Annotated in this window: 18 protein-coding genes; 5 read left to right on the top strand and 13 right to left on the bottom strand. The window is 48.4% G+C overall.

What is annotated here, in order from left to right; genetic code table 11:
* Nucleotides 1-19: 19 nt before the first annotated feature.
* The 7 genes from urtE to MUB35_RS00605 all read right to left on the bottom strand — a co-directional run bounded on the left by urtE (nucleotide 20) and on the right by MUB35_RS00605 (nucleotide 8,708).
* A complete protein-coding gene (gene urtE, locus MUB35_RS00635) occupies nucleotides 20-706 on the bottom strand; it encodes an urea ABC transporter ATP-binding subunit UrtE (RefSeq protein ID WP_186970961.1) in 687 nt (228 codons plus the stop codon).
* A 1-nt stretch (nucleotide 707) separates the two neighbouring features.
* Entirely contained in the window at nucleotides 708-1,466 is a 759-nt protein-coding gene (gene urtD, locus MUB35_RS00630) for an urea ABC transporter ATP-binding protein UrtD (RefSeq protein WP_186970962.1), read from the bottom strand.
* Nucleotides 1,467-1,484: 18 nt separating this feature from the next.
* Nucleotides 1,485-2,609, bottom strand: a complete 1,125-nt coding sequence (urtC, locus tag MUB35_RS00625) for an urea ABC transporter permease subunit UrtC (protein WP_054350756.1) — start codon at nucleotides 2,607-2,609, stop codon at nucleotides 1,485-1,487.
* A 31-nt stretch (nucleotides 2,610-2,640) separates the two neighbouring features.
* Entirely contained in the window at nucleotides 2,641-3,549 is a 909-nt protein-coding gene (gene urtB, locus MUB35_RS00620; RefSeq protein WP_186970963.1) for an urea ABC transporter permease subunit UrtB, read from the bottom strand.
* A gap of 31 nt (nucleotides 3,550-3,580) precedes the next feature.
* The gene (gene urtA / locus MUB35_RS00615; protein WP_186970964.1) at nucleotides 3,581-4,873 is read right to left on the bottom strand and encodes an urea ABC transporter substrate-binding protein; all 1,293 of its coding nucleotides are present in this window, start codon (nucleotides 4,871-4,873) and stop codon (nucleotides 3,581-3,583) included.
* A gap of 150 nt (nucleotides 4,874-5,023) precedes the next feature.
* Complete coding sequence (locus tag MUB35_RS00610) at nucleotides 5,024-6,070, bottom strand: response regulator transcription factor (RefSeq protein WP_186970965.1); 1,047 nt, start codon at nucleotides 6,068-6,070, stop codon at nucleotides 5,024-5,026.
* Nucleotides 6,039-8,708: an ATP-binding protein gene (locus tag MUB35_RS00605; protein ID WP_186970966.1), complete on the bottom strand. Its 2,670-nt coding sequence runs from the start codon at nucleotides 8,706-8,708 to the stop codon at nucleotides 6,039-6,041. Before MUB35_RS00605 ends, MUB35_RS00610 begins: the two co-directional genes overlap by 32 nt.
* Nucleotides 8,709-8,771: 63 nt before the next feature.
* Between MUB35_RS00605 and MUB35_RS00600 the strand changes: the two genes are divergently transcribed.
* From MUB35_RS00600 to MUB35_RS00590, 3 genes are all read left to right on the top strand, one after another.
* Complete coding sequence (locus tag MUB35_RS00600; RefSeq protein WP_186970967.1) at nucleotides 8,772-9,872, top strand: hybrid sensor histidine kinase/response regulator; 1,101 nt, start codon at nucleotides 8,772-8,774, stop codon at nucleotides 9,870-9,872.
* A gap of 184 nt (nucleotides 9,873-10,056) precedes the next feature.
* Nucleotides 10,057-10,308 (top strand): TIGR03905 family TSCPD domain-containing protein, encoded by a 252-nt coding sequence (locus MUB35_RS00595; RefSeq protein ID WP_033142095.1) that lies wholly within the window; start codon nucleotides 10,057-10,059, stop codon nucleotides 10,306-10,308.
* Between the two features lie 8 nt (nucleotides 10,309-10,316).
* A complete protein-coding gene (locus MUB35_RS00590) occupies nucleotides 10,317-11,426 on the top strand; it encodes an SLC13 family permease (protein ID WP_148391721.1) in 1,110 nt (369 codons plus the stop codon).
* Between the two features lie 53 nt (nucleotides 11,427-11,479).
* On the opposite strand, the gene MUB35_RS00585 is transcribed toward MUB35_RS00590, so the two are convergent.
* The 3 genes from MUB35_RS00585 to MUB35_RS00575 are packed head-to-tail and all read right to left on the bottom strand — an operon-like array spanning nucleotide 11,480 to nucleotide 14,761.
* The gene (locus MUB35_RS00585) at nucleotides 11,480-12,691 is read right to left on the bottom strand and encodes an ABC transporter permease (protein WP_244805676.1); all 1,212 of its coding nucleotides are present in this window, start codon (nucleotides 12,689-12,691) and stop codon (nucleotides 11,480-11,482) included.
* The gene (locus tag MUB35_RS00580; RefSeq protein WP_033142055.1) at nucleotides 12,678-13,817 is read right to left on the bottom strand and encodes an ABC transporter permease; all 1,140 of its coding nucleotides are present in this window, start codon (nucleotides 13,815-13,817) and stop codon (nucleotides 12,678-12,680) included. Before MUB35_RS00580 ends, MUB35_RS00585 begins: the two co-directional genes overlap by 14 nt.
* A gap of 11 nt (nucleotides 13,818-13,828) precedes the next feature.
* Entirely contained in the window at nucleotides 13,829-14,761 is a 933-nt protein-coding gene (locus MUB35_RS00575; protein WP_186970969.1) for an ABC transporter ATP-binding protein, read from the bottom strand.
* Between the two features lie 201 nt (nucleotides 14,762-14,962).
* Here MUB35_RS00575 and MUB35_RS00570 point away from each other — a divergent pair, with 201 nt between their 5' ends.
* Nucleotides 14,963-16,048 (top strand): sensor histidine kinase, encoded by a 1,086-nt coding sequence (locus MUB35_RS00570; RefSeq protein ID WP_186970970.1) that lies wholly within the window; start codon nucleotides 14,963-14,965, stop codon nucleotides 16,046-16,048.
* Nucleotides 16,049-16,058: 10 nt separating this feature from the next.
* Nucleotides 16,059-16,685, top strand: a complete 627-nt coding sequence (locus MUB35_RS00565; RefSeq protein ID WP_054350469.1) for a response regulator — start codon at nucleotides 16,059-16,061, stop codon at nucleotides 16,683-16,685.
* 9 nt (nucleotides 16,686-16,694) lie between these two features.
* On the opposite strand, the gene MUB35_RS00560 is transcribed toward MUB35_RS00565, so the two are convergent.
* Genes MUB35_RS00560 through MUB35_RS00550 form a run of 3 tightly spaced genes read right to left on the bottom strand, consistent with a single transcriptional unit; the run spans nucleotide 16,695 to nucleotide 17,849 of the window.
* Nucleotides 16,695-16,931 carry a hypothetical protein gene (locus MUB35_RS00560; protein ID WP_054350468.1) on the bottom strand — a complete coding sequence of 79 codons (237 nt, stop codon included), beginning with the start codon at nucleotides 16,929-16,931 and terminating at the stop codon, nucleotides 16,695-16,697.
* A complete protein-coding gene (locus tag MUB35_RS00555; protein ID WP_103731832.1) occupies nucleotides 16,928-17,539 on the bottom strand; it encodes a DUF1700 domain-containing protein in 612 nt (203 codons plus the stop codon). The genes MUB35_RS00560 and MUB35_RS00555 overlap by 4 nt, the downstream gene beginning before the upstream one ends.
* Nucleotides 17,526-17,849 carry a PadR family transcriptional regulator gene (locus tag MUB35_RS00550; RefSeq protein ID WP_033142061.1) on the bottom strand — a complete coding sequence of 108 codons (324 nt, stop codon included), beginning with the start codon at nucleotides 17,847-17,849 and terminating at the stop codon, nucleotides 17,526-17,528. Before MUB35_RS00550 ends, MUB35_RS00555 begins: the two co-directional genes overlap by 14 nt.
* Nucleotides 17,850-17,928 lie beyond the last annotated feature (79 nt).

Genomic DNA, 17,928 nt, shown 5'->3' with positions numbered 1-17,928 from the left:
GCCGCAACCTCCCTCTATCCTACATTGCAAGCATTTCCTGCAGTTTTTTCTTATCCAGATCCTCTGTTTTGCCGCTCATCTGGATACGGCCTTTTTCCATAACATAGCATTTGTCAGAGACCTCAAGTACGAACTCCAGATATTGCTCTACCATCAGGACCGCCATATACTCCTTCAGTTTGGTGATGGTCCTGCCGATTTCCCAGATCACGGAGGGCTGGATTCCCTCTGTAGGCTCATCCAGAATCAGCACCTTGGGGTTGGAGACAATGGCCCTTGCAATGGCAAGCTGCTGCTGCTGGCCGCCGGAAAGGTCTCCTCCTTTTCTGTCCAGAAATTCCTTCAGAATGGGGAATATTTCAAAAATATGTTCCGGTATTTCACGGACTTTTTTATTGGCCTCCATACCCAGAAGAATATTCTCCCGGACTGTAAGCTGAGGAAATATCTCTCTTCCCTGGGGCACATAGCCGATTCCTGTTTTTGCCCTTGCGTAAGTGGGCATTTTAAAAATATTTTTCCCGTCCAGGGTAATGCTGCCTGACGGTGTATTTACAAGACCCATGATGGATTTTACAGTGGTGGTTTTTCCCACGCCGTTTCTTCCCACCAGGCAGGTTATCTCTCCCTTTTTTGCCTTTATGTCAACGCCGAACAGTACACGGCTGCCGCCATAGGAGGCAGTCACTTGTTCTAATGCCAGCATATTATTCACCTCCCCTTCCCAGATACACATCAATGACCTGCTGGTTGTTCTGCACTTCATCCATAGTTCCCTCACAGAGGATTTCACCGTCATGGAGTACTGTCACCCAGGAAGCCACTTCTTTCACGAACTTCATGTCATGCTCCACTACGATAATGGTACAGTCCTTCTGTATGATTTTCAAAAGTTCTGCTGTCCGCTCCGTCTCTCTTCTTCCCATGCCTGCAACCGGTTCATCAAGAAGCATGAGCCGGGGGCGGGAGACACAGAGCATTCCGATTTCCAGCCATTGCTTCTGTCCGTGTGACAGGACAGACGGGTATTCGTTCCTCAGCTCATACAGTCCGATAAATCGGAGCTGTTCGTCTATCCGCTCCCTGGTCTCAGGCAGCAGGCGGCTGCTCAGGGATGCCCAAAGCCCCCGGTTCTCCACTGCCGCCAGCTCCATATTTTCGTAAATAGTGATTCCTGAGAACACACTGGGAGCCTGAAATTTCCGTCCTACACCAATATTTACGATTTTATTTTCCCTGATTTTTGGCAGGTCATAGCTGCGCCCTCTGTCATGGTAAATGATATCGCCGCCGGAAAGTTTATTCTTTCCACATATGGCATCAAGCAGCGTCGTCTTGCCCGCACCGTTTGGACCTATAAGAAAACGAATCTCATTCTCACAGATAGTTGTGGACACATGCCTGACCGCCTTGAAATCCCCGAAGGAAATACTGGCATCCTGAATTTCCAGAACTGGTTTTGCCATCTTACTGCACCTCCTGTCTCAGACTGTGACTTCTTTTTGTTTTTTCTGCTTTTCCGCACTGCCGCCGCTTTTTTCTTTCGCGGCCTGCACTCCGGCCCTGATTCTTCCGGGAACATCCTTAATAGATATAAGACCCTTAGGGAGAAAGAGTACCACCAGAATGAAAATGCCGCCCATGAAAAACTGCCAGAAAGCCGGAAATTGTTCTGATATAAGGCTTTTCAAAAAGTTAATGACCAGGGCCCCCAGAACAGGCCCCGCAAGAGACGCCTTGCCTCCTACAGCTGCCCAGATCACCATCTCAATGGACGGGGAGATACCGATGTCGGATGGGGAGATGATTCCCACCTGCGGCACATACAGTGCTCCGGCCACTCCTGCCAGGACTGCAGACAGACAGTAGACAAAAACTTTGTACACTGCCGGGGAATAGCCTGTGAATCTCGCCCGGTTCTCTGCATCCCTAACTGCCAGAAGCACTCTGCCCACACGCCTGCTGACCAGAAAACGGCACAGCAGGAAAGCCAGTATCAATACCACAAGAGTCGTATAAAAAAGTATGAGCTTTGCTTCCGGTGACTGAATGGTCATGCCGAAAATGGTGGTAAAGTTAGTCAAACCATTGGAACCTCCGAAATACTCCTGTCTCCCAATGAGAAATGTAGCAAGAGCATAGGCAAGGGCCTGGGACAGTATGCAGAAGTACACGCCCCGGATTCGGTTCAGGAACGTAAGGGAGCCGATAACTGCTGCCACCAGCATAGGAACTGCTATCACACAGAATATGGTAAATACCGGACTGGCAAATGGTTTCCAGAGAGCCGGCAGTTTTTTCAGTGCGCTCCATGCCATAAAATCCGGGAGCGCCCCGCCGGATGCCTCCAATTTCAGGTGCATTGCCATACAGTAAGCCCCAAGTCCAAAATATACTCCATGCCCAAGGCTCAGGATTCCCGTCTGCCCCCAAATCATGCCAATACCAAGGGCTATGAGGGCAAAACACATATATTTGCCCAGCATATTTGTACGGAACGCTGACATATAGAAGGGAGCGGAAGCCAGAAATATACAAATCAAAGTGATCAGTACCGTGTCACCTTTTACTTTAAACCGCGGCTTTCCCGCTGTTTTGTTATTCTCCATAATTTTGTCACCTCCAAATATTTCTGACATTTTATTCATCCAGCGCCCTGCTGCTGATAGAAAAGATACCTTTTGGCCTGAACTGAAGTATTATAATCACTACAATAAAGATCAGGACTTTTCCCAGGGATGCACTTGTAAAGAATTCAAACACGGGTCCGCCCACACCGATAACAGCAGAGCCTGTAATGCATCCCACAATCCTTCCCACGCCGCCTACTACAACTGTCATAAAGCTGTCTACTATATAGGACTGGCCTACAGTAGGACCAATGCTGCCCAGAAACGTGATGGCACATCCTGCAACACCCGCAAATCCGGATCCTACGGCAAAGGTGATCATATCACAGGCTGCTGTATTTACACCAAGGCTGGCAGCCATGGGGCGATTCTGCATTGCTGCTCTGACATTCCGACCCTGCCTGGTTCGGTACATAAGAAATGCAATGAGGCTGCAGCATATAACTGCCAGTCCGAAAATAAACAGGCGTTTGCAGGACATGGAGAACATGCCGTAAATATGGATGTTCCTGTCCAGAAAGGACGGGCAGGAAACGCTCACGTTGGCCGGTCCGAAGATGGACCGTACCAACTGCTGCAGCACAAGGCTGATTCCCCAGGTGACCAGAAGGCTGTCCAGCGCCCTGCCGTACAGCCGGCAGATGATAACGCGCTCCAGCAGAACTCCCAGCAGCGCCGTGAACAGGAAGGACACGAGTATGGCCGCCGGTAAATACCAATTAAACATGGACTCCGGGAAAATCTGCTTCCAAATATTCTGAACCACATAAGTTGCATAAGCGCCAATCATGATGAATTCACCGTGAGCCATATTGATGACGCCCATCAGGCCAAAGGTGATGGCAAGGCCCAGAGATGCCAGCAAAAGTATTGAGCTCACACTCAAAGCATTGAACAGCTGCATAAAAAACAAATCCATTTGTCTCCCTCCTCTCTGATTACAGACATTGTTATTCTGTTTCTACATTAAGGTCTTCTGCCCAGTCGTAGTTCTTTAACCACGGATCTGGCTCAACCCTGTCCTCCGTCTCCCAAAGGGTCTGAATCTGACCGTCTGCATCACATTTTCCTACCAGTACCTTCTGAAGACAGTGGTGGGTCGTTCCTTTTGCAATAGTTATCAGACCTTCCGGAGTCTCGGCCTCAATTTCTCCGCTCTCGCACGCCTCGATCACAGGTTCCACATCAAATGTACCTGCTTTTTCCACTGCCGCTTTCCACAGATACACACCTTCGTAGGCATTGACAACCGGGTCTCCGGTGACTTTGTCGTCTCCGTACAGCTCTTTGAATTTTTTTGTAAAGGCTTTGGACGCGTCTGTGTCAACAGACTGGAAATAATTCCATGCAAAGAGATGTCCTTCTGCGTATTCAGCGCCCATACCACGGATATCTTCTTCATAACAGGAAAAGGACATGGTCTGGATCTGGTCCGGGGTAAGTCCTGCATCTTTGTACTGTTTAAAGAAGGATACATTAGAGTCGCCATTGATGGTATTAATGATCACATCAGGTTTTGTTTCCTGAATCTTAGTTATGACAGTGGAACAGTCTGTATAGCCTAGGGGGATATATTCCTCACCTACGACTTCATAGCCGTAGTCCTTCTGCATAGCTTTGATGATGGTATTGGTTGTTCTGGGATATACATAGTCAGAACCGAACAGGAATACCTTAAGTTTTCCGTCATCTCCTTTGCAGTTCTCCATCAGATAATCCATTGCCGGGATAGCCTGCTGGTTGGGGCATGGTGCTGTGTACATAATATTGTGGGAGGATTCCAGTCCTTCATACTGCACCGGATACCAGAGAAGGCCGTCATTGCTCTCCACAACGGGAAGCACTGCCTTGCGGCTGGCGCTGGTCCAGCATCCGAAGATTGTGGCTACTTTATCCTTTGTCAGAAGCTTTGTGGCTTTCTCTGCGAATACCGCCGCATCGGATGCACCGTCCTCCAGAACGTATTCTATCTGTTTTCCAAGGACACCACCGTCCTCATTTATTTCATCAATAGCCATCTGTGCAGCCTCTATCATAGGCTTCTCTGCCATAGCCATGGTTCCGCTCTGGGAATGAAGGATTCCCACCTTAACCGTATCACCGGAGGAGGCGGTCTCACCTGAGGAAGTCTCACCGCTGCTGCCTGCTTCTGCTATGGCGCCTCCGCTGCAGGCTGTCAGGCCAAACAACATGGAGCCTGCAATCATAATTGATGCTGCACTTTTCAAATATTTGTTTTTCATATGATCTTCTCCTTTCTAAATAACAAAAAACGCCATCTCCTTTACAGGGGATGACGGCATTGTCAACTGCTTCTCTCTCTTTTTTTCCTTACACCCATACTATACGGAAAAAATCGGATAAATACTACCTGACATTTCCGGTATTTTACCTTACAAAATTTCTTTTCTATACTGAATCGGGGCTGCTCCCGTGTACTCTTTGAAGCGCTTTGCAAAGTAGTCAATCGCAGCATAACCGCAGGCCTCGGCAATCTCGTATATTTTCAGGTTTGAGGTTCTGAGGAGCTCTTTTGCGTATTCCATGCGCATCATAGTCATATATTTGCTGAACCCAATGCCTGTTTTATTTCTGAACAATACACGGATATAATCTTTGCTGAGTTCCACCTCCTCTGCTGTTTTGTCCAGTGCATCAGCCTCACCGATGTGGGAGGACAGAGAAGTGCAGATCCGGTTCAGGGTGCTGTCCTGGGCGGAGAGCTGAAAACGGCCGGCCAAATCTGATATTTCCTGAAGCGATGCAGCAAACTCCTCTTTGCAGCTGTCTGCATCCAGTTTGTTTTCCCTGTCTATAAAATATTGGAGCCAGGGGTATTTTTTCTGTATCTGTTCCTTTATACGCTGAAGAAAATATTCCAATACACAGGCCAGCTTTTCCGGCTGTCCGGGATACCTGGCTTCAATGCCTGCCGCTGCGCTCTTCCACAGTTTTTCAGGTATTTCCCTGCCGTCTAATATGAAGTCCAGCAGCCTGTTTTCCAGTCCCTGGTCCATGGCCATGAAGAGATCCGCGCCCACTGTGCTCCGGCTTCGTTCCTCGTCAAGAATGTTTTTTACATGCGCAAGGCCCTCCTCCATTTTTTTGTCCGTAAGGGGCTTGGAGATGTAATCTGCGGCGCCAAGACGCATCCCCTCCCTGGCATACTCAAAATCGCTGTAGGTACTGGAAATAATGCATATGGTTCTGCGGTATCGCTCCTTTATGGTCCGGATAAGTTCCAGGCCGTCCATGCCCGGCATGCGTATGTCTGTTATGACAAGGTCATAGGATTCTTTTTCCATGAGCTTTAATGCTTCTGCGCTGCTGCTGGCAATGCTTTTCAGACTGAAATCAGAATTTTCCCATACTCTGAACCTGGATACAATATAACCGACAGCTCTGTCATCATCCACAAAAAGCACCTGATATTTCTGCATTGTCTATCCCTTCCTTTCTCTCTTCACAACTGTTCAGTATCCCTAACGCTGCCTGGAATTTCATCTGCTCCATATTGCTCTGCAGGCGGTCAAATGTCTCTCTTTCCATATTGCCTCTGAATATCTCTTCCTTTTGTTTCCAGAACTCCAACGCTGCGAAATCGGCGTATTCCAACATTCTGCACAGCTCAAATGCAGCTGATCTGTATTCCTCCGCATTTTCCTCCGCATTTTGGGGAACTGCCAAATGAGACAAAGACTGTTGGGATGCGGAATTTTGGTATTCCTTTCTGTATTCCTCTGCAATTGCCCCTGTCTGTCTCTCCAGTACTTCTTTTTCTGCTGTTTCATGCAGCATTTGTTCCAGACATACTATCCTTTTATTCAAAAGTTCCATCTGCAGCGCTGCCGTCAGTCCTTTGAGCATATGTGCTTTCTTTTTCAGGGCTTCACGGTTGTCTTCTGCTGCCAGGGATACAAGCTGCCGTATATCTGCCTCATGGTATTTGAAAAACTGCCGCCTCATGTCCTGCATCATCTCCTCCTCCCTGCTGGGGTAAGTATGTTCTGAACGGATGAACGCAGCAGGGGCCCCCAAAAACTCTTTCAGAACAGCAGGCAGTTTTCCGGCGTGTATGGGTTTCAGCACATAACCGTCCATTTCCAAGAGGCATCTGCGCAGATTCTCCTTTTCCACGTCAGCAGTCAGCGCAATGACGGGTGTGATCATATTTTTACCGAAGCTGCGGATTCTGGCCGCCGCTGTATAGCCATCCGTATCCTCCATGTGAATGTCCATAAAAATCAGTTCGTATTCCTCCTCCGCACATTTTTTCATGGCTTCACTGCCTGATGAGGCTGCATGGACCTGCAGACCGAAAAGCTCCAGAATTTTTTTCTCCATCTTCTGATTAATGGCATTATCTTCCACCAGAAGCACTTTTCTTTGAGGATATTGGGGAAACAGCGTACCGTCATCAAGTATGTGCTCCGGTATGCAGTCCGTATCGGCGGTCCTGAGCGGTATCTTCACTACAAAGCAGCTCCCTGCACTGCGTTCTGTCAGATAAATCTGTCCGCCCATGATCTGTGTCAGCTTTCTGCATATGGAAAGGCCAAGTCCTGTGCCCCCGTATTTTCTGGAGGTGTTTCTTTCACTTTGTTCAAAAGGCCGGAAAATACGTGCCCAATCTTCTTTCGGTATCCCAATTCCGGTGTCCGCCACTGTGATTGTGAGCCAGAACAGCCTTCCGTCTTTTTTCATGGATTCATTGAGGAAATCATAATATTTGAGGGCTTCTCCCTCAGCGCGGAAGGATGCGGAGGAGGATTTTTCAGCCTGCACCGTTATGCCTCCCTTTGCTGTGAACTTAACCGAATTTCCTATGAGATTTGTCAGCACCTGCCTGACTTTTCCCATATCTCCTTTTACAAACCGGGGCAGGTTCTCACTCTTTGTCATCCTCAAATACAGACCCTTCTCTTCCGCCCGGTACTTAAAGATGGTTTCCAGACTGTCAAGCAGTTCCCAGATATCAAACTCTGTCCGCTCCAGGCGGGACATGTCCGCTGATAATCTGGAATAATCCAGTACATTTCCGATATTCTGCTGCAGAAGGATATCCGCCTTCTCCATGGCCTCCACATATTCCCGCTGCTCTGCATCCAGCTTTGTCTGGCCCAGAAGGAAGCGGTAACCCGACAGGGTGTTCAGGGGTGTCCGGATCTCATGGCTCATGCTGGCCAGAAATTCGCTTTTGGCTTTGGATGCCTCCTGCATACCGCGGCTGACCTCATTGAATTTTCTGGCAAACATACGGAGCTCTGAAGATCCCTCCGGGCTCAGCAGGACAGGGTTTTCTTCACTGCTGCCGCGGTAGGTCTCCAGCTGATGGGAATAGTGCACAACCGGCAGAGTAAAGTATCGGTATACCAGTATAAATATAAGGATCAGGATGGCGGAAATAATAAAAAGCAGTATTTCCTGAATACCAAGTACAATGTCGGTCCTGTGTTCTGAAACAGTCAGTTCTTTCTCCTGGCGTGTCTGAATGACTTCCTGAAATTTTTCTATTCTCTGGCGTATAGTTTCTTTTTCAAAAGTATAGTCTCCGTTAAAAAGGATTTCTTTTGCCTTATCAGCTTTCTGCTCTTCATCCATACGGCTGTCCTCTATATTCAGCACATAACTGTTAACAGTCTGCGGAAGTGCCGCGTCTATATGGCCCGCGTCTGTTGCAAGACGGATAGCGCGTATCTCCACATTCATGAGAAGATCCAGATTACTTTTAATATCTATGAGCATTTCCCTCTCTTTTTCCGTGAGATTTGTCTTTTCCAGTTTGGCTATGGCGTCATCGTGTGATTTTGTCACGTATCGCTCTTTCCAGTAATTGTCCAGGTATTTTACATTTCCGGTAACCACGAAGCAGCGCATCTCATTGGTCATGCTGTCGGATGCGTCAAGAATCTCACGGCACAGCATTTCACAACGGGACTTGTTCCTCTCCGCTTTCACTTCCCTGTGCATGTACTGCCTGAGGATAACAGTATTGATGATGACGAACACCAGCACCAGCAGCAGAACCAAAAAGATCATCGTATTGAGTGTTTTTTGTTTTACTAATTTTTTCTTCACAGTTGCATCATCTCCTTCTGCAATCTATAATATTATTATTTTAAAAGAAAGAAGGTCCTGCTTATGACCCCTATAAATATTCTGATTGTGGATGACGTACCTGAACATCTGCAAAATGCCGGAACCATCCTCAAAGAACTGGGGTATCCTATCCGCGTTGCCCTGAACGGAAGGGATGCCCTGCGCCTCATCAAAAGGCAGAGACCCTCCATTGTACTTCTGGACGTGTCTATGGAAGGTATGGACGGCTTCCAGGTGTGCAGGGCCATACGCACAAAGAAAGAATATGAGGATATTTCCGTTGTCTTTGTCACAGCCAGCGATGATGAGCAAAGTATACAGGAAGGTTTTCTGGCCGGAGGGCAGGATTATGTGTCCAAGCCCTTCCGGCCTCTGGAACTGCTGGCAAGGGTGAAAAACCAAATCCGAATCGTCAGCCAGTCTGAAGGGCTGAAGGATGCCTATCATGAGCTGGACCAGTTCTGTCACAATATCTCCCATGATCTAAAATCTCCGCTCCTGGTACTGAGACAGCTTGCCGCCATGCTGACAGATACCTGCCCCGTCCGGGAGAATAGTGAGGCCGCTGTCATTGCAGGCCTGCTGGATGAAAAATGCGAACAGCTTCTAAAAATGGCGGAACGTCTTTTAGAGCTCTCCCGCACAGGACAAGTGGAGTCCCATATGCAGCCGGTAGACCTTGCAGAACTGTTCCGCAACACTTGTGAGGAACTCACCGGGCTTGAACCTGGGCGTAAATTTCTCATTTCTGTGAAAGAGATACCTGTTCTGAATGCAGATCCTGCGCTTATGAAACTGCTGGCCCAGAACATTTTCAGCAATGCCATTAAATTCACACGGCGCCGGGAGACTGCTGAAATAACAGTATCCTGCACGGAAGATGCCTCCGGACTTACGGTGACTGTGAAGGACAATGGCGCGGGCTTTGATCAGGCAAATGCCGGAAAGCTGTTTCAGGTCTTCTCACGCCTGCACGATACCTCCCAATTTGAGGGAACCGGTGTGGGCCTTACCATCGTGGAGCGCATCATGCGGACACATGAGGGCTCTGTTTCCATAAGCGGCGAACCAGACCGCGGGGCAGCTGTGACACTGCATTTTCCCCGGAAACTGCTTTGCTGCCGGACGCACAGAGAACCGTAACGCCGCTTTTCTCTGAGCAGAAAAAAAGCACAAAACAGGGAGATTCATCTCCTTCGATGTTTTGTGCTTTATCGATATTATATTAGCAGAGTGTTTTGTAAAATGCAAGCCAAAATCACCTATTTTCTTTTCCTCCCATATCTGCTATAATTATCCGCAGATAATACGAATGGAGGAATATATCATGACTGTATATAAGACAAGAGGCGTATGTTCACGTTCTATCGAGATCGAGCTGGACGGAGACACCATCGCATCTGTAAAATTCAACGGAGGATGCAATGGCAATACAAAGGGAATTGCCAGCCTTGTAAAGGGAATGAAGGTTAACGAAGTCATCGAACGCCTGAAAGGAACCGACTGCGGCGGACGCGGCACTTCCTGCCCGGATCAGCTTGCACTGGCTCTGGAATCCATCAAGGCACAGAATGCGTAAACTGAAATATGAAATCTTATTTTCAAAAACTCATCAGGGGAGAGACTGTATTCTGCATCTCTCTCCTTTTTGCCCTGCTCTCCATGCTTGCCGTGAAGCCGGATAAAGCTTATGCAGGTTACATAGACCTTCGTACCCTCTGCCTTCTGTTCTGTCTCATGGCAGTGACGGCAGGCTTTCAGAAATGCGGTATTTTCCGTATAATGGCGGAAAAGCTTCTGGGAGCACAGAACCACATGCGGGGACTTGCACTGGTTCTGGTCCTGCTCCCCTTCTTCAGCTCCATGGTGATCACAAACGATGTGGCGCTCCTCACCTTTGTCCCGTTCACCATACTGGTGCTGCATATTATAAAACAGGACAGGTATACCTCACCTGTCATTGTGCTGCAGACCATTGCCGCCAATCTGGGAAGTATGGCAACTCCGCCCGGTAATCCGCAGAATCTTTACCTCTGTTCCAGATATGACCTGGGGATGGGCAGCTTTTTCCTTACCATGCTCCCCTTTGTCGCTATCAGTCTGGTGCTGCTTCTGTTCTGCATCTGCTTTGTGCGCAGGGAACCCATAAGGGTGTATTTTAAGGAGTCTTCACCGCTGGAACAGCCGCGGCTTCTGGCTGTCTTTGCCGTACTTTTCCTTATGTGTCTGCTGACCATCTTCCATGTTCTGTCTTATCAGGTTCTGACCCTGTGTGTGCTTGCATGTATGCTGCTTTTCTCCAGGGATCTGTTTCGGAGTGTGGATTATTTTCTGCTTGCCACTTTTATCTGCTTTTTTATCTTTTCCGGAAATCTGGGAAGGATGGAGGCAGTGCGCGCCTTTTTGTCCGGATTGATGGAAAAAAACGGGATGCTGACTGCTGTACTTTCCAGCCAGGTTATCAGCAATGTGCCTGCTGCTGTACTGTTGTCCTCTTTCACGGAGAACTGGAAGGCCCTCCTTCTGGGGACAAATCTGGGAGGCCTGGGAACTCCCATTGCCTCCCTTGCAAGCCTTATATCCCTGAAATTTTATCTGAAAACAGAACAGGCTGATTTAAAATCCTACCTGCTGCTGTTCCTTTCCCTGAATGCGGGCGGGCTGCTCCTTCTTCTGGCGGCTGCCTGTATCCTTTAAACAGCCGGACTTCATCGCTGAACTCCGGCTGTTTCAAAGTGCCCGCTTAGAGGCTATAATTCTATTTCCGTCTTGTTGCTTCCAAAGGACTCCTCAGCGCCGCTCTTCTGCTTATTGACAGCTAAAGTGATACAGAGGATGGCTGCGGTAAATCCCATCAATATCCCCATGCATTTCCACACAGGCATCAGGTTCTCCATACCGAAGCCGGTAAGACCGCTGATCTCGTTCAGACATTCTTCATACCAGTACACAGGCAGGCATTTTGCAAACTTCAGCACGCTTTCCCCCATAATGCTGGTAGGTACAAAGGCTCCTCCAAGAAATGACAGGCCCAGCGCCAGTATATTGGCAACAGCGTTCTGGGTGTTGGCATCTCTCACAAAGAGCGCAGCCAGCACAGAAATCGCCATGGCTAACAGAAGCATGACAAAGCTGTTCAGAAGGATCAGTGCGGTTATTCTGATATCCATTTCCTTCACCGAGTCATAATATATGATAAACCCGGCTATGGTGAGCAGTATCCAAAATACGATTCCCACGCTGGCACATCCCAGCCCCATCTGCCACAGCCGTGTGAATGGTTTCAGAGGCCCGCACATATTTCTCATCCTGATATCTGAGCGCTGGAAACTGAGAAAAATAGATGTGATGCAGAGTACACAGATGACAAGTATGATATACGGCGCCACCTGATACTGGGCCTGATAACCGGCAGATACGGGCTGCGTTTTCAGATACTGGCGTTTTTCCACCTTAGCGCCGGTTCCCAGCAGTTCCAGAACTTTATCTGCTGTCTTCTCTTTGTCAGGATTCCCCCCTATTTTTTCCCATGTTCTTATATAATCCCAATATTGGTTGACATAACTACTCATCTGATAGCCTGACGCGGAATTCTGTGTCATATTTTCCAGGAGCTTTATGGGTTTATCCTTCTGCAGGGCATCCTGGAATCCCTCCGGTATAATGAGGATATAACTGACTGCGTCGTTGAACCTGGCATCCTTGAGGGCCTCCATACTATCCTCCAGGGGCACATAGGTTCCGTGTTCCTTCAGAAAATCCATCATTTTTTCCGTGTATGGGGTTTCCCCGTCCCTGTTTATCACGGTAAATTCCGGACGGTTCTCCTCAAATCCGCTGTTAAAGCTCTCCTTAGAAAACTGTGAAAGCAGAATGGACAGGCCGATAAATATAGCGAAATAGGTGGCAAATGTAACCATTCTGCGCTTTATTACCAAAAGACACGCCTTAAATACTCTCATAACTCTGCCTCCTTAATGATACGCCTGACAACAGCAGCAGAACAGCCGACATAGCCATGATCACCGCTATATTCTGACCGTATCTCTGATAGTCGTCAAAATAATACAGACAGTATAATGCATCCGAAATTCTCGCTGCAGGGTTCAGCCAGGAGATGACCGGAAACTTCTGGTCTATCAGGTACTTCATACTGGATTCCATCATACCTGCACCGAAGCAGCAGAGCATGGTAACAGATACCAGTATGCCCACCTTCATGCTCTCTCCCAGCTTTGACAGACAACTGACCGCCGTGCCGAATGCTACGCCCAGAATGGAGCCAACAAAACAGGTCAGAACAAGAAGCGGCAGCTTGTTTCCAAAGTCCACCTTCAGAATCACTGTAATGTAAAACAGAAGAAACAGCAGGCTCATCATATGCACAGTTATGCTTCCTGTCATATCACAGAAGATCACCCGGATCCTGCTAAGAGGCGCCATCATACGTCTGGCTCCGAGAGGGGAGAGGTTCCCCTGCAGATAGGTGATGCTCATAAGGCCCTGCATCCCACCGTACATGCATACCATTGCTATCAGGCCGTAGTAAGGATTCAGGATGGGGGAATAAGGCTGTGAGGAGAGTGACATATTCTCTGTCAGGGAAGCCCCGCCCATGATCTCCTCCCAGTTAAGATTGTAGTCCGGATTTTTCTCCATGATCGCCTTTATATTTCCCTCTGTCTGCACATAGCGGTCCAAAAAGCTCTTCAGTATGGTCTGGTTCATTCCGTCTTGCTTTACCATAAGCTTCGGGGTATTGTCCTGAAGCAGGATATATCCGGCGATCTTGCCTGTCTCCAGGTCTCTGTCCGCCTCATTCTCCCGGGTGTATTCCGTTATGTTAAGAAGCGCATCCTCCCCGCTGCCCACCTGATCAAGCACCTGGCCGAACATGGGGTCCGCCTCATATGCCGCGTCTGTGACCACACCTGTGGGTATGGCTTTCAGATTATCTGCCTCCCCCACGGATGACAGGGTAAAATAAAACAGAGTGGCCAGAATCAGCGGAAAGGCCCAAATCCATATAAGCTGGTCTTTGTTCCGTAAGCAGCTCAGTAAACGTTTGCTGTAAATATTCCAGAACATATATATCCCTCCTAATCCCTCAGCTCTTTTCCCGTGATTTCCAGAAAGACATCATTTAAGGTCGGCGGCTCTGAGAATATTCTGCCGAAATAGATTTCATTCTTTTTGAGGATATCCAGCAGCGTAATAAGGCTGTGACCGCCGCTCTCACACTGTACCTGCAGAAGATTTCCCTCATATTCCGCGTTAAGGACCCCCTCTGCTTTCCGGATTTTTTCCAGGATATCCGGTGCCAGCTCGGACACCTCCACAGTTATCTTCTCCCCTGTGCGGATGAGGCCTTTCAGCTCCTCCTTTGTGCCGGAGGCGATTTCCCTGCCCTTATCCATGATCATGATGCGGGAACAGATCTGCTCCACCTCTTCCATGTAATGTGTGGTGTAAATAATGGTAGCACCGTTCTTATTCAGCTTTTTGATGCCTTCCAGAATGCTGTTTCTGCTCTGGGGGGCAACGGCCACTGTCGGCTCATCCATAAAGATCAGCTCCGGCTTGTGTGCTATGCCGCATGCAATGTTCAGACGCCTTAAAAGACCGCCGCTTAACTTTCTGGGCAGAAACTTTCTGAAGTCTTTCAGATCCGTAAATTCCAGAGCTTCCTCGACCAGGGCTTTCCGCTTTGTCTTTTCAGGGACATACATGCCGCAGAAATAATCTATATTTTCATATACAGTCAGTTCGCTGAAAACCGCCACATTTTGCATGACAACGCCGATCCGCTGCTTTACTGCCCGGTTATCCGGTGCCATGGGTTCACCGAAAAGCCGGATCTCCCCTCTGTCGTATTTCAGCAGAGACAGCATACAGTTGATCGCTGTAGTCTTGCCGCTGCCGTTTGGCCCGAGCAGGCCGTATATCTCACCCTGTTCAACATGAAGCTCAAAATGGTCCAGGGCTACCAGGTCTTTATATCGTTTTACGAGATTGTTCACTTCTATGATCATAGGTTAATCCTCCCTTTTTCTTATCTGACTTCATTCTAACAGGTATCTGCTGCCGGGGACAGTGAGCGTTGTCATGAATACAGGCCTCTGTACATGACATTTGTCATTTCTTCCTGCTGCACCTTACTTTTTGCCCATTCCTGTGATACACTCTAAATACAAGCACAGAAGTGAGCGGGTCTGCAAAGAGGAGGGGGATATATGAGAGAGCTGTTGAACAAGTGTTTTATTTTCTTATTCTGTACCATGAATCTCATCGGGCAGCCTGTGGATATTTCCCTTATCTCCCTGCTGCTTTTATCCGTCAGCGTATCTGCCCTCATTTCCTATTTTGACAGGGAACGGCCGCTGGAATATCTCTGCGGCGGGTGTCTTGTGCTCTCCCTCTTCCTTCCTGAACTGGCATTGTTTCTCCCGCTGTTTTTCTACGACTGTGAGAGATCCGGGAAATGGTACCTGCGGTTCGCATGGGTGCCTTTATACCTGTATCATTTTCATAACTTCACACTGCCGGCATTTTTCCTCTTTCTGTTCACAGGGGTGCTGGCGCTGTATCTGTCCCGGCTGACCATGGAATATGAAAATATGATGGCACAGTTCCATCTCTCCCAGGACAGCACCCGGGAGGAATCTCTGCATCTGGAACAGAAAAACAAGGAGCTTCTGGAAAAGCAGGAGTATGAGATCCAGCTTGCGACTCTGACAGAGCGAAACAGGATCGCCCGGGAAATCCATGACAATGTGGGGCACCTCCTGACACGCTCCCTCTTCCAGATCAGTGCCATGCAGGTTATATGGAAGGAACAGAAGGAGCTGGCCGCGCAGCTTACTGCTGTCAAATCCACACTGGATGATGCCATGAACAATGTGCGCAGCAGCGTCCACAATCTGCATGAGGAATCTGTGGACCTGCGCATGGTACTCACCCGGCTGGCAGAGGAATTCACTTTCTGTCCTGTAACCCTGAATTACAATGCCGAGATTGAACGGAAGGAACTGAAATACTGTATTATCGCCATTGTCCGGGAGGCACTGTCCAATATCTCCCGGCACAGCAATGCTACGGAGGCCTCTCTGTCTGTACTGGAACATCCCGGATTCTATCAGGTTATCATCCGGGATAACGGAACACAGACGGCAGCGGCAGGGTCCGGGGGAATCGGGCTTATGAATATGAGGGAGCGGGTGGAAGATCTTCACGGCATTTTCAGGACAGAGGTTCAGAACGGTTTCCGCATTTTTATTTCCATTCCCAAACAGGGACATACCATGAAAAATCAGATGTGAGGTGTTATTTATGAGAATTATTATTGTTGACGACGATCCCTTTGTCTGCATTTCGCTGAAAACGATCCTGCAGGCAGAACCGGGCATAGAGGTGTGCGCCTCCGGCAGCAGCGGGGAGGAGGCCGTCCGCCTGTATGAAGAAATACAGCCCGACATTCTGCTCATGGACATTCAGATGGGATGCTGCTCCGGGCTGGACGCCGGCGCGGAGATACTGGAAAAGCACCCGGATGCCAGGATTCTTTTTCTGACCACCTTCTCCGACGACGAATATATTATCCGCGCGCTGCGTATCGGTGCCAAGGGGTATCTGATAAAACAGGATATTGAGACCATTGCCCCTGCCCTGCGCTCTGTCATGTCCGGACAGAGTGTGTTCGGCAGCGAGATCGTCACGAAAATCCCTAAAATGATGGGAAAGCCGCAGAGAACAGATCTTGGCAAATACGGGATTCTTGACAGGGAAATGGATGTCATAGAGCTGGTGGCAAAAGGCCTGAATAACAAAGAAATCGCACAGAGCCTCTATCTCAGTGAGGGCACTGTGCGGAATTATCTGAGTGCGATATTGGACAAGCTGAGCCTGCGTGACAGGACACAGCTTGCCGTGTTTTACTATAAAAATATGGATAACTGATTATCTCTGTCAGTCAAAAGCAGTATAACTGGTGATGTAGAAACTCCCGTCCTTGAGTCTGATACCGATCCAGAAGTTATCGTCTGTATAATTAACGGTCTGGTACCATCTGCCCTCTTTCCATTTCATCAGTCTATCCGGTTCAAATCCGGTCATACCGAGACCGATCAGTCCTACTGTGGTACCGACCAGCATGAAAATAATGCCGGCCAGAAGGATTTTACTTTTTAATGATTTTATATTCATGCTCTGACACCTCTCCTTTTCTGATACAGACCTGCAAGCCATCTGCTGAATTTTTTCGTTACACCTACAAATCTCTTGCCCAGTTCCAAGGTAAGCAGTGCTGTCACCAAAAAGATGCCTGCAAGCAGGATTCCGACTCCCATCTGCACCGTACCGGTGGCTGTGTCCCGGAACATTATTATCACGGAACCCACCGTACTGACTACAGCCAGTACCAGACTGGATACAGAAAATACCCCGAATATAAAGGGAATACACCAGATAATCACATAGGCACTCATTACCATGATCACAACAGCCAGTGCGCAGCAGATAGCAACCAGGACCAGGCTTCCCCAGAGAGGTGAGCCAAGTATCAGCAGAACGATCACACCTATTTTCATCCATGTGGGTGTGGGCCGTGCCGGCTGCGTCTCCCTGTCAGAGAGGATTTCCTGTGCAATCTCACCGGGACTTCCGATCCGCTGTACGGCATCCTCCTCCTCACATCCGTCCTCCATGTAATCCTCGATCATTTCCGCGTAGTAGGACAGGAATCTGTTCCGTTCCTCCCTTTTCAAGCTCCGCAGCAGCCGTTCGAGACTGCTTAAAAATTCATCCTTCTTCATGTTCAACCGCTCCCTTCACAAATTCATATATGTCTGTTACCTGCTGCCAGTCATTTAAAAACTCCTGGATATGTTCTTTCCCTGTCTCTGTTATCCTGTAATACTTGCGCAGTCGGCTATTGTGCTCCACAGAATATGTCTCCAGGCATCCGTTTGCCTCCAGACGCTTTAATATGGGATACAGCGTCGATTCTGATATCTCAATACAAACGGATATGTCTTTTATGATCTGGTATCCGTAGGAATCCGATCTGTATAGTGCAGCAAGAACACAAAATTCCAGAAAACCTTTTTTTAGCTGTGTGTCCATGGTATCGCCTCCTTATGCATTATACTATACATTACATAGTATAATGTGTCAAGTGGTATATGCACAAAAAAACGGACGA

This window comes from Blautia sp. NSJ-175 (genome assembly GCF_022867815.1).
In the GTDB taxonomy this organism is placed as follows: domain Bacteria; phylum Bacillota; class Clostridia; order Lachnospirales; family Lachnospiraceae; genus Blautia; species Blautia celeris.
This window is presented reverse-complemented; position numbering and strand designations above follow the sequence as displayed.